Source organism: Pseudoflavonifractor capillosus (assembly GCF_016899775.1).
Classification (GTDB): Bacteria; Bacillota; Clostridia; order Oscillospirales; family Oscillospiraceae; genus Lawsonibacter.
Window position 1 is genome coordinate 54,468 of sequence record NZ_JACJJE010000015.1, and the last position, 11,758, is coordinate 66,225.

The 11,758-nt window shown below is 62.4% G+C and carries 10 protein-coding genes; 8 read left to right on the forward strand and 2 right to left on the reverse strand.

Annotation, left to right across the window (positions count from 1 at the left end; translation table 11 throughout):
• Positions 1–338 precede the first annotated feature (338 nt).
• Together H6B31_RS06750 and H6B31_RS06755 are read left to right on the forward strand one after the other, a co-directional pair.
• The gene (locus tag H6B31_RS06750) at positions 339–1,436 is read left to right on the forward strand and encodes an SLC13 family permease (RefSeq protein ID WP_204897853.1); all 1,098 of its coding nucleotides are present in this window, start codon (positions 339–341) and stop codon (positions 1,434–1,436) included.
• An 87-nt stretch (positions 1,437–1,523) separates the two neighbouring features.
• Positions 1,524–2,261, forward strand: coding sequence for a helix-turn-helix domain-containing protein (locus H6B31_RS06755; RefSeq protein ID WP_204897854.1), 738 nt, complete (start codon positions 1,524–1,526; stop codon positions 2,259–2,261).
• 53 nt (positions 2,262–2,314) lie between these two features.
• Here H6B31_RS06755 and H6B31_RS06760 read toward each other — a convergent pair whose 3' ends face one another.
• Positions 2,315–2,752 (reverse strand): hypothetical protein, encoded by a 438-nt coding sequence (locus H6B31_RS06760; protein WP_204897855.1) that lies wholly within the window; start codon positions 2,750–2,752, stop codon positions 2,315–2,317.
• A complete protein-coding gene (locus tag H6B31_RS06765; RefSeq protein ID WP_243418888.1) occupies positions 2,749–3,321 on the reverse strand; it encodes a helix-turn-helix domain-containing protein in 573 nt (190 codons plus the stop codon). Before H6B31_RS06765 ends, H6B31_RS06760 begins: the two co-directional genes overlap by 4 nt.
• 155 nt (positions 3,322–3,476) lie before the next feature.
• Between H6B31_RS06765 and H6B31_RS06770 the strand changes: the two genes are divergently transcribed.
• From H6B31_RS06770 to H6B31_RS06795, 6 genes are all read left to right on the forward strand, one after another.
• A complete protein-coding gene (locus tag H6B31_RS06770) occupies positions 3,477–4,181 on the forward strand; it encodes a ClpP family protease (RefSeq protein ID WP_204897857.1) in 705 nt (234 codons plus the stop codon).
• A gap of 382 nt (positions 4,182–4,563) precedes the next feature.
• Positions 4,564–6,327 carry an S-layer homology domain-containing protein gene (locus H6B31_RS06775; protein WP_204897858.1) on the forward strand — a complete coding sequence of 588 codons (1,764 nt, stop codon included), beginning with the start codon at positions 4,564–4,566 and terminating at the stop codon, positions 6,325–6,327.
• Positions 6,328–6,354: 27 nt separating this feature from the next.
• Positions 6,355–7,764, forward strand: a complete 1,410-nt coding sequence (locus H6B31_RS06780) for an MBOAT family O-acyltransferase (RefSeq protein ID WP_204897859.1) — start codon at positions 6,355–6,357, stop codon at positions 7,762–7,764.
• Positions 7,765–7,779: 15 nt separating this feature from the next.
• Positions 7,780–9,162: an alginate O-acetyltransferase AlgX-related protein gene (locus tag H6B31_RS06785; protein ID WP_204897860.1), complete on the forward strand. Its 1,383-nt coding sequence runs from the start codon at positions 7,780–7,782 to the stop codon at positions 9,160–9,162.
• A gap of 31 nt (positions 9,163–9,193) precedes the next feature.
• On the forward strand, positions 9,194–9,832 hold the full coding sequence (locus H6B31_RS17505) for a hypothetical protein (protein WP_204897861.1): 639 nt from the start codon (positions 9,194–9,196) through the stop codon (positions 9,830–9,832).
• A gap of 82 nt (positions 9,833–9,914) precedes the next feature.
• Positions 9,915–11,633 carry a D-alanyl-D-alanine carboxypeptidase family protein gene (locus tag H6B31_RS06795; RefSeq protein WP_204897862.1) on the forward strand — a complete coding sequence of 573 codons (1,719 nt, stop codon included), beginning with the start codon at positions 9,915–9,917 and terminating at the stop codon, positions 11,631–11,633.
• Positions 11,634–11,758 lie beyond the last annotated feature (125 nt).

Genomic DNA, 11,758 nt, shown 5'->3' on the forward strand with positions numbered 1-11,758 from the left:
AGAAATTAGATTGCATCAGCCCCAATTTTGGGAAGATCAGGCCCCCAGTGGGGCCGGGGTGAATTCAGATTGTCACACAGATTTCCACGCGCCGGAAGGGTTATCGCGAGCTTAAAAGAGAATACCCTCGTAATAGGGGGATCGGGGGAAAGCGGCCTATGGACCTAGGCGGAGCCGTAGTCCATCGGACGCGTCCCCCGGCGATTCTTTGGTTCCTTTCTCATCGATGAGAAAGGAACTCGCCGCCCGGGACACGTCCCGAAGGAATGAGAGGGAATTTTCGGCGGCGAAATCCAGCCCTCTCATTCCAAAAAGATTCCATATAGGGAGGAAACACTGTGGGGAAACGAATTCTGGATCTGTTCCGCCGGGATGTGGTGCTGACGGTCTCGCTGGTGCTGGCGGTGCTGTCCTGTCTCATTGCGCCGCCCAGTCCGGCATATGTGGGGTATATTGACTTCAATACCCTCATTGTGCTCTTCTGCCTGATGCTGTTGGTGGAGGGGCTGCGGGAGGAGAATTTCCTCCAGTACATCGCCGCCAAAGTGCTCTCCCGGGTGGGGACTATGCGTGGGATGGCGGCTACCCTGATCTTTCTCTGCTTTTTCAGCAGCATGTTCATCACCAACGACGTGTCCCTCATTACCTTCGTCCCCCTGGGGGTGATGATGCTGCGGATGGCCTCCCTGCGCCGGAAGCTGTGCTATACCGTCACGCTGATGACCATTGCCGCCAATCTGGGCAGCATGTTTACCCCCATCGGCAATCCCCAGAACCTGTACTTATTCGCCCTGTCCGGACTGAGCCTGCCGGAGTTTCTGCTCCTCACCGGTCCCTACGCCGCGGGGGCGGCTCTGCTGCTGGGTGTGTGCGTGCTCTTTGGATACCGCCACCGCCAGCTGTCCATCCGCATGGGGGAGACCGCTCCTCTGCGCCGGGGAAACATCGCCTTTTATCTGGTCCTCTTTCTGCTGTGCGTGCTCACGGTGGCGGGCTTCCTGCCCCACCCGGCACTGCTGGCGGTGGTGGGAATTCTGCTGCTGTGGCGGAACCGGGGACTGTTTGTCCGCATCGACTACTCCCTGATTCTCACCTTTGTGTTCTTTTTTATCTTTGTGGGCAATTTGAAGCAGCTGGATGCGCTCCAGACCTGGATCGGCGGGGCTATGGCCGGCCGGGACCGGCTCATCGGGGTGCTGGTCAGCCAGGTCATCAGCAACGTGCCCGCCGCCATGCTCCTGTCCGGGTACAGCAGTGATCTGCGGGAGCTCATCGTGGGGGTGAACGTGGGAGGCCTGGGGACCCTGATCGCCTCCATGGCCAGCCTGATCTCCTACAAGCAGGTGGCGGGACAGTACCCCAGTCTGAGAAAGCGGTATTTGATCCTGTTCACCCTCCTGAACCTGGGCTTTTTGGTGCTGCTGTATTGGATCTGAGGACATGCAACCCATAGTTGCCCCCGGGTTGATTGTGTTGCCCCGTCGGTTTGTGGTATACTGCATCCAGAACGGGAGGTGGGCAGCATGTCACTGGGGGAACGCATCAAAGCCCTCCGCAGGCGGGCCGGCCTGTCACAAGAACAGGTGGCCGAGCAGGTGGGGGTGAGCCGTCAGGCGGTGGCCAAGTGGGAGGCGGGACAGAGCGCTCCCAGCACAGAAAATTTGAGAAAGCTGGCACAAGTCCTGCAAGTGGGTCTGGAGGAGCTGGCCGGGGAGCCCGCTGCAGCCTGCGGACCCGATCAAACTGGGCTGGGCCGGTCCATCAGAACCTGCTTGCAGAGCGCCCTGTCAGTGGCAGGGGCCTACCTGCTCCTCTTTATACTGGGGATAACGGCGTGGGAGTTCCGCACGCTTCCGGATTGGATGCTGGAATGGCGCTTTGTATTCGGGGTGCTGGTGAATGTTCCCTTTCTGGTTCCGGTGCCGGTGTATGGATGGTGCGCGGGGCTTGCCGTGCTACTGGCTCTGCTGGGACTGCGGTGGACGGTCTGGACCTCCTTCCTGGCCTTTGGACTTGGAATCCTGCTGGGAGGATGGTTTGGAGACGATCCATCAGCGGCGGGTCCCGGCGGGGATATCCAGGGGTGGATGATCTGGGCCGGAATGTTTCTGGTTGGGCTGGTGTGCGGCGCGGTGGGAGATGTCCTGGCCCGGCGCGGGATGGCGCTGCGCTCCCGGGCAGGGTGGCGCTGGGCGCTGATCTCTCTGACAGCCGTCCTGGCTGTGGGGCCCCTGATCTGGATTTTCTACTGGACGTTCTGAGATAACGCAAAAAGAGATGAAAAGTGAATTCACTTTTCATCTCTTTTCGTTTCTTATGTTTCGCTCAGAGGGGCGGTGAGACACAGGGTCTGTGCGTTGATGGTCAGATACAGGGTGGCGTCCCGGCTTCCGTCGGAGTACTCTGTCACTCCGTACACCCCATAGCCCTCCGGCTGGTCCGGAAACACCAGGGTGTAGATCTGGGCGTTGGGGGCCGCATCCTGGGCGGGGGAGAGAGTGCCGGTGTACGTCTCCCCGGCGGCGTGGTCGGTGAGGGTGATGGTTCCGCCATCCAGCTGGGCTGTGAGGTTCAGCAAGGGGACGTTTTGGATGGAGGTCCCCTCCGCCGCGGCCAAAATCTCTCCGTCCTCCTGGGACTGGAGAGTTTGGGCGGTCCAGGTCAGACCCTCCGGGATGCCGGAGGCGGAAGCTACGCCGCACCCGGTCAGGAGCACCAGGGCAAAGGCACATAAAAGAGTGCGCAGTTTCATTTCAGTCTCCTCTCCAAACGCCGTACTCGGACGGCCATGACGGCACATGTCAGCAGCGCCAGAACGATCAGGACAGTTTGTGCCTCGTAAGGGATCAGAGGCCCGCCGGCGGTTAGAATCACTGTGGGGCCGTCGGAACTTCCAATGACTCCAAGGCCTTGGGCTCGAAACAGATCGAGCCAGAGCAGGTTTCCCAAGAAGGTCAGAGGCGGGATGAGGGAAACCAGGCACAGGCCCGCTCCGATCCAAAGAACGACTTGAAACATCCGTAAGTACCGCCGGGCGGTGTTCTTTTGGGACTGCTCCATGGCCTGGACCGCCGCCTGGCCTGCCTCCTCCTTGGTGAGGGTGGGGGAGGGGGTGCGCTCCCCCTGGAGGAGCTCCACCAGGGAGACGTTTAAAGCCTGGGCCAGGGGGTCCAGCAGCTTCAGGTCCGGAAACCCCTTTCCAGTCTCCCACTTGCTGACCGCCTTGTCAGTGACGTGGAGCCGCTCCGCCAGCTCCTTTTGGGTGAGATTCTGTTCCTTGCGGAGCTGGGCCACAAAGCGGCCGAACTGGATGTTGTCCAAGGAAATCGCTCCTTTCATTCCCTGCTATCATAGCGTATCGCCTGAAAAATGGCAACCTACCAAAAGTAGAGCGGCGCTGTCCGCACCAAAAGAGGGATAGAAGCCGTCCCTCCGGGCCATGCTAAAGCGTATCGGAACAGAAGGAGGCGCATAGCATGGAAGAACAGCACACTCTGGAGCCAAGAGGGGAAAATACTGAGAACCAGTCCATCTTGGAGTTCGGCTCGTCCCTCATCCAGTCCAAGCGGGGGACCATCCATGTGCTCACCATCGTGGGACAGATCGAGGGGCACCAGGTGCTTCCCCCCACCAGCAAGAGCACCAAGTATGAGCATGTTATGCCCCTGCTGGCCCTGGTGGAGGAGAGCGACGAGATTGACGGCCTGCTGGTGCTGCTGAACACGGTGGGGGGCGACATTGAGGCGGGGCTGGGCATTGCGGAGCTCATTGCCAGCATGTCCAAGCCCACCGTCTCCCTGGTGCTGGGGGGCGGGCACTCCATCGGGGTGCCTCTGGCGGTGTCCGCCAAACGGTCCTTCATCGCCCCCTCGGCGGCCATGACCATCCACCCGGTGCGCCTCAACGGCCTGGTCATCGGGGTGCCACAGACCTTCTATTACTTCGAGCGCATCCAGGAGCGGATCACCCAATTTGTAACAGCCAACAGTGGGATAAAGCGGGAGGACTTTACAAAGCTGATGCTCCAGACCGGGGAGCTGGCCGCCGACGTGGGCAGCGTTATCTACGGCGAGGAGGCGGTGGAGCTGGGGCTGATTGATCAGATCGGGGGTCTGTCCGACGCGCTGACATATCTTCACAAGATGATCGAACAGCGGAAGCGGGCCGAACCGGCGGAATAGATGGGTCCGGCCACCTGAACTGCCGCTGCAGAACAACCTCTGGGGGCGGACAGAGATGTTGGGCCGGGCCTGTCCCGCTGGGAGATGCGGTGCGGGAAAAAATTCAGAAGAGAGAGAAAAGAGACCACCATAAACGGGTATTTTTTCCAAATAAGAGCGGGAAATTCTGAGTAAATCTGAGAGAAACAAAAACGGAATTCTAACTTGACAAGCAAAAGCACTTCACAATCTGCGGCTGAGAAATGAAATTGACAATTTTTTAAATGAGTGTATAATTTATACAAGCTTTGCCCCTTTTCGGCCAGATTCGACGGGGCAGGTGTGTGTTGTGTTTGATTTTGAAAAATGCCTACTGTTGCAGATTTGAGGAGAGTGTGTGTTTATGAAGAAGCAAGCCCGAATGGGGACCTCGCTGTTCCTGTCCCTGCTGCTGTGCGGATGCAGCACTCTGCCAGCTCAGGCGGCGGAAGCGGTGCCAGAATTTCAGGACAGCGCCTATATCCAGGAGGATGGACGGGTCTGGGTCCGGTTTGACGCCAACGGCGGCTCCGGAACGGTTCCGGACGGTCTGGCCGCTCAGAAGGGGGAGGGCGTAACTCTGCCTTCGGCCCAGCTGACTGTGCGGATTGACGGTGAGACGCTTCGCTTTGTGGGCTGGTCCACCAGCGTGACCGCAGCCCTTCCGGAATATGAGCCTGGCAGCATCATCACACTGGGTGAGGATACCACCCTGTACGCAGTGTACGCCTCCGGAGAGTGTCAGGTCACCTATCGGGTGGACGGCGTGACCACCACTGAAGCGGTAAAGCTGGGAGAGTCGCCCAAGAAGGTCCCCGCCCTGCCCGAGGGGTACACAGGCTGGGTGAGCGGAAGCGGAGCGGTGGTGGACCCGGCCTCCGCCCAGATCTGGGGAGACCAGACCTTTACCGCCTATGAGACCATCACCCTGAACACCTGGGACCACAGCAAGTATATGGACGGCTCCAGCGACGGCCTGTTTCACCCCGGCCAGTACATGACCCGGGCCGAGGTGGCCCAGGTGCTCTACGGCCTGCTGGCGGAGGAGCCGGAGGCCCGGGTATCTTTCTCGGATGTGTCCGACGATATGTGGTATGCCGAGGCCGTTGAGTCCTTGGGGGCTATGGGCATTCTGGACTGCGAGGCGGGTTCCGCCTTCCGGCCCAATGCCGCCATCTCCCGGGGAGAATTCGCCCTGATGATCAACCACTTTATCTCCGGAACAGGAGACCTGGAGTCCTTTGCGGACGTACCTGTGGGCAGCCAGTACTATGAGGCTGTCGGCGCCGCGGCGGCGGAGGGGCTGTTCAGCGGCTATGCCGATGGCACCTTCCACCCGGACGCCGCCCTCACCCGGGCCCAGGCCACGGTAGTGTTCAATAATCTGCTCCACCGGGAGCCAGACGCCTCGGCCATTGCCAGCAACCCCAACGTCCGCCTGTTCCCCGACGTGCCCACCACCTATTGGGCCTACGGAGAGATCATGGAGGCCACCATCTCCCACACCTATGACGACAGCACGGGACAGGAGGCCTGGACCCAGGTGACCGCCGAGCGCAGCGCCCTGTCCGACGGCTATTACCGTATCAGCGGCCGGCTCTACCGGGTACAGGACGGCATGTTCCTCCACAACACCACCGTAGACGGCTTTACATACGACGCCCAGGGCCGCTACACCACCGGTTCGGCCACCCTGGATACCAAGCTGAACAACATCGTGGAGACCTATACCAACAGCTCCATGACCCGGGACCAGAAGCTGCGGGCCCTGTATAACTATGTGCGGGACAACTTCTCCTACCTGAAGCGGGATCTGGTGTCCAAGGGCGAGACCGGCTGGGAGCCCGCCTACGCTGAGGAGTTCCTGCGGCTGGGACGGGGCAACTGCTACAGCTTCTCCGCCACCTACTGCCTGCTGGCCCGGGAGCTGGGCCTGCCGGCCTACACCGTGGTGGGCGGCCTGGGGGCCAGCAACAGCCCCCACGGCTGGGTGGAGATCAACCTGGACGGTACCACCTACATGTTTGACCCCCAGCTGGAGTGGCGGTATCTCCACGACTATGGGCGCACAGGCTATAACCTGTTCAAGATGCTCCCCAGTCAGGCCCGATTCACTTACATCCGTTGACCGGGCGACTGAGGGCACGATAGAAATATGGTATTTAGTTCACCTATTTTCCTGTTTGTCTTTCTGCCGGTGACCTACCTGGGCTACCGGATTCTGCCTGGGCTGCCCCTGCGCAACGCTTGGCTCACCCTGGCCAGCCTGGTGTTTTTCTCCTTTGGACAGCTGCCCTATCTGGTGCTGCTGCTCATCAGCGTGCTGATCAACTACCTCTTCGGACTGTGGCTTCAATCCGGGGAGCGCCACCGCCGCCTGGCCGCGGGCCTGGCGGCGGCGGCCAATCTCTCTCTTCTGGGCGTGTTCAAATATGTGGACTTCATGATCTCCACCTTTAACAGTCTGTCCGGAGCAGAATTGGCCCTTACCGGCATTGTGCTGCCCATCGGCATCTCCTTTTACACTTTCCAGGGCATGAGCTATGTCATCGACGTGTACCGCCACCCGGAGTGGGGAACCCGAAATCCGGGCAAGCTGCTGCTGTACATCTCTTTCTTCCCCCAGCTCATCGCCGGCCCCATTGTCATTTACCACGATGTGGCCGACCAGATCGACCGGCGGGAACTGACTCCGGAGCTGACCCTGTCCGGCCTGCGCCGGTTTATTTTAGGCTTTGGGAAGAAGATCCTCCTGGCCAACTCCACGGGGGAGATTGCCGACGCGGTGTTCGCCATGACGGCGGACCAGCTGGATTTCCGGCTGGCCTGGCTGGGGGCGGTGTGCTACACCCTGCAGATCTACTTTGACTTCAGCGGTTACAGCGACATGGCCATCGGCCTGGGCCGGATGTTCGGCTTCCGGTTTTTGGAGAACTTCAACCTGCCCTATGCCTCCAAGTCCATCAAGGAGTTCTGGCGGCGGTGGCACATCTCCCTCAGCTCCTGGTTCCGGGACTATCTGTACATCCCACTGGGGGGCAACCGGAAGGGAGCGGCCCGCACCAATCTCAATAAATTCATCGTCTTTTTCGCCACAGGCCTTTGGCATGGGGCCAACTGGACCTTTGTGCTGTGGGGCCTGTGGCATGGTCTGTTCTCCACCCTGGAGGGGATCGGGGTTATTCCCAGACGCCTGCGGGAGTCCTGGCTGGGCCATGTGTACACCATGCTGGTGGTCATTCTGGGCTTTACCCTGTTCCGGGCGGATACCCTTGCCGACGCCGGGGTGATGTTCACAGCCATGTTCACCGGATTTTCTATTGATCCGGCCAACACCCTGGCCCTCATCGCCCTGCTGGACGCCAAGGCGGTGTTCCTGCTGATTGCCGCCCTGCTCTTTGCCTTCGGCGTCCCCCAGTGGATATGGCGGCAGCTTCAGCAGCGGGGCCTGCCTCAGCGAGCGGGGGCGGCGGCCGCGGCCGTGGGGTACAGCGCCCTGTTCGGCGTGAGCGTGCTCACCCTGGCGGGGGCCACCTTCAACCCCTTCATCTATTTTCAGTTTTAAGGAGGGGGACAGGACATGACACAAAAGACCAAGGCGCGCATCGCGCTCACCGCTTTTCTGGCGGCATGCCTGATCCCCTCGGCAGGGATGCTCCTGCTGCCCCAAGGGGAGGCGGCGGCCAACCAGACCCTGGCCCCCGCGCCCCGGCTCTTTTTGGAGGACGGCAGCTTCAACACCCAGGTGCTGGACGAGGTCACCGACTATGTGGCCGACCACTTCGCCTTCCGGCAGGAGATGATCACCGCCGGGGCCGCCCTAGACGCGGCGGTGTTCCACGTGTCGTCCGAGGAGGACGTGGTGCTGGGGCAGGAGGACTGGCTCTTCTACCGGGAGACCATGGACGACTACCTGCACACCAACCCCCTGAGCGAGCAGCAGCTCTTCGGAGCGGCCCGCACCCTGGCCCTGCTCCAGGAGTACGCCCAGAGCCGGGGGGCCCAGATGTATGTCACCGTGGCCCCCAACAAGGCATCCCTGTATCCGGAGTACCTGCCCCATGTGGGAACGCCCCTGGAGGGGGAGGACGACATCGACCGGCTGGTCCCCTATCTGGAGGGACAGGGGGTGTCCTACATCGACCTGTTTGCCCCCTTCCGGGAGACGGAGGAGGTCCTCTACTACCACACCGACTCCCACTGGAACATGCGGGGGGCGGCTTTGGCCCACGACACCCTCATCGCCGGGCTGGGCAAGGCCGACCAGGAGCCCTTCTTTGACGGTACTTATCACCAGGGGGAGCCCCACCTGGGGGACCTCTATGAGATGGTTTTCCCCACCGGAACGAAAACGGAGGAAGACGCGGCCTACGACCGGGAATTTGCCTTCTCCTATGTCCGGCCCATCCGCAGCGCCGAGGACCAGTTCATTCAGACCGAGAACCCGGACCGGAGCGGGAACCTGCTCATGTTCCGGGACTCCTTCGGCAACCTGCTGCACCCCTATTTGGCGGACGCCTACGGCCAGGCCGCCTTCTCCCGGGCCATGCCCTATACCATGTCCCTGCTGGACCAGACCGGGGCGGACACGGTGCTCATTGAGATCGTGGAGCGCAACCTGGACTGGTGGGCCACCCAGGCCCCCATCTTCCCGGCCCCGGAGCGGGTCCTGAACGGCGTGCCCCCCCAGGGGACAGCCCAGGCCCGGCTCACCGCCGTGGAGGACGGACTGCTGGAGGGGTACACCCGGCTGGAGGGCCGCCTCACCGGGGATGTGGACGGCGATTCCCCCATCTATGTCCAGATGGGAGACCAGCTCTATGAGGCCAGCCCTGTGGGCGAGGCGGGGGAGGGGACGCCTTTCACCCTGTACGTCCCCACGGAGCAGGCCCAGGCGGACACGGAGATTCTGTATCAGTTTGAGGGACAGCTCTATACCACCGGAGCGGTTTCCCGGCAATAAACGACAAATTCAGAAAGGATCTGGATGTAAAATGAAGCAGAGAACCATTGCCCTGCTGTTGGCTGCAACCCTGGTGGGCGGCCTCACCGCCTGCGGCGGGAACCCCTCTGATGCCTCCAGCGCCCAGGATGGAAGCGGCAGCCAGTCTGTCTCCTCCAGCCAGGAGGAGAGCACCTCGGTGGAGGACCGCTCCGCCGGCGGAGATGCGTCTGTGACCACCCCAGAGGACAGCTCGGCCGGAGACAGCAGTTCCAGCGCCACGGCAGGGGACGCCTCCACCCAGGACCAGGAGAACGCCTCCGCCAGCACAACCACCCAGGCCCAGCAGTCCTCCGGACAGCCTACGGTGACCCAGCCCTCGGTCCAGCAGCCTCAGACTCCCACGGTGACCGAGCCGGAGTCCGAGCCCGAGCCCGACCCGGAACCCGCTTCGGAGCCCGAGACCGCATCGGAGCCTGAACCCGAGCCTGTGGCCGCCACGGCGGACGCCGCCCGGGCCTACATCGGACAGAGCGTGTCCAGCATGATCGCGGCCCTGGGATCCCCTATCAGCAGCTCCTATGCCCCCAGCTGCCTGGGCCCGGGGGAGGACGGGGAACTGGTCTATGACGGCTTCACCGTGTACACCTACCGGGAAAACGGCGTGGAGACGGTGGAGGACGTGCTGTAAGAGAAAACCTCTTGGCGGGAGTTCCGCCCGGTCTGGATGATCGTGGACCGGGCGGCAGCTTCCGAGATAGAAGGAGAGCACTATGCAGAAACGATGGACCGCTTTGATTTTGGCGGCGCTGATGCTGGTCACTACCTCCTGCGGCCGGACGACCCAGCCCCAGGAGGACGTGTCCGGCTCTGCGCCCGCCCCCTGGACCCCGCCGGCCAGCTCCTCTCAAGTGGAGGAGGAACCGGAGCCGGTGAAAGAGCCCCCGGCTTGGGAGACGGGCCGCACGGTGGAGCACCTGCCCGACGACTACAACGGTCTGGAACTGCCCATTCAGGGGGCCACCGGCTACACCTCGGTGGAGCTGCCCCTGTGGGCCGACCCGGCCGACCAGGAGGCCGCCGCCACGGCGGTGGAGGAGTGGGAGAAAGCCGAGGAGGAGCGAAAGCGGCTGGAGGAGGAGCAGAAGCGCTTAGAGGAGGAGCGGGCCCGCGCAGAGGCGGAGGCCGCCGCCCAGGCTCAGGCGCAGGGGGGGGCCAGTTCCTCTTCGGCTTCCGGCGGCCAGACGACCGCCCCTGCGGAGCAGGCCACTCCGGCCCCCGACGCGTCCGGCGGCGGGGAGACTGCGCCGGCGGCGGGGGAGACGGAGACAGCGGGGCCCCAGGAGGGGACAAGCTCCGCCCAGACGGGAACAGACCCGGCACAGACCGAAGAAACTCCGGAGGCGGAGACTCCCGCTGTCCAGGAGCCCACTCCAGAGACTCCGGCCACTGAGCCGGACCCCTCCGGCTCCACAGGGACCCCGGCCACAGAACCTGAAACCCCGGCGGAGACGGAGCCGGAGAAAGAGGAGGAGCCCCCCACCCTCACCGACGGGGCCCTGGCACTGGTGGCCTCCGGGACCCCCTTCACGGTGCTCCAGGAGGAGGGGGACTGGTGGCAGGTGGCGGTGACTACCGACTACTTCACCGACGAGGAGCAGACCCAGACCCAGCGCGGTGAGATCACCGGCTGGCTGGAGCACAAGTACTGTCTGGTGAACCTGCCCGACGTGATCCCCTCCATCATCTACGACGCCACCAACAGCTACTCCTCCCACTTCCGGTCCTGCGGCAAGGTCATCCCGGAGGTCACCGGCGAGGCCTTCTACCCCAGCAAGACCTACAACGAGCGGCTGGGCAAGATGGAGTTTATGATGCCGGTGCTCTACTCCATGGCCTTCAAGCTGTGTGAAGCCCAGCAGAGCGCCCTGGCCGAGGGCAACAGCCTGATCCTGTACGAGGGCTACCGCCCCCATGAGGTGCAGACCAAGGTGCTCAACTCCCTGTCCGCCATGACCCGCACCGACCCGGAGGTGAAGGAGGCGGTGACCGGTGCCCCCTGGCGGATCTCCTGGTTCATCTCCGGGGGCTACTCCAACCACCAGCGGGGCTACGCGGTGGATATGGGGCTGGCAAAGGTGAGCGAGACCAAAGAGTACACCACCGGCGGGTACCGCTATGTGCGAGTGTGGAACTATGAGCGCTATGAGATGCCCACCCCCATCCACGAGCTCAGCCGGGCGGCGGCCACCTACACCGCCCCGGTGACTATCAACTCCACCACCGCCTGGAAGAGTGCGGAGATGACCCAGGCCATGGCCTCCAATGAGCCAGCCCTGGGGCTCCAGCGGTACTGCACCGACGCGGAGCTCACCCCCCTGGCCTCGGAGTGGTGGCACTTCAACGACCTGTCCACCCGCAGCCAGGTGCTGGAGAACCAGGGGATCGGGGATTTCCTCATCTCCAGCGTCCGAAGTGCCGCCCCCGTGTAATACATCAATCATCAGAAGAAACCGGCCCGCCGATTCGGCGGGCCGGTTTCTCAGTCTGTCAAAAAACAAGCACAAAGCCCCCATATCTGGTAAAATAGAAACAGATATGGGGGCGAAAAAATGGA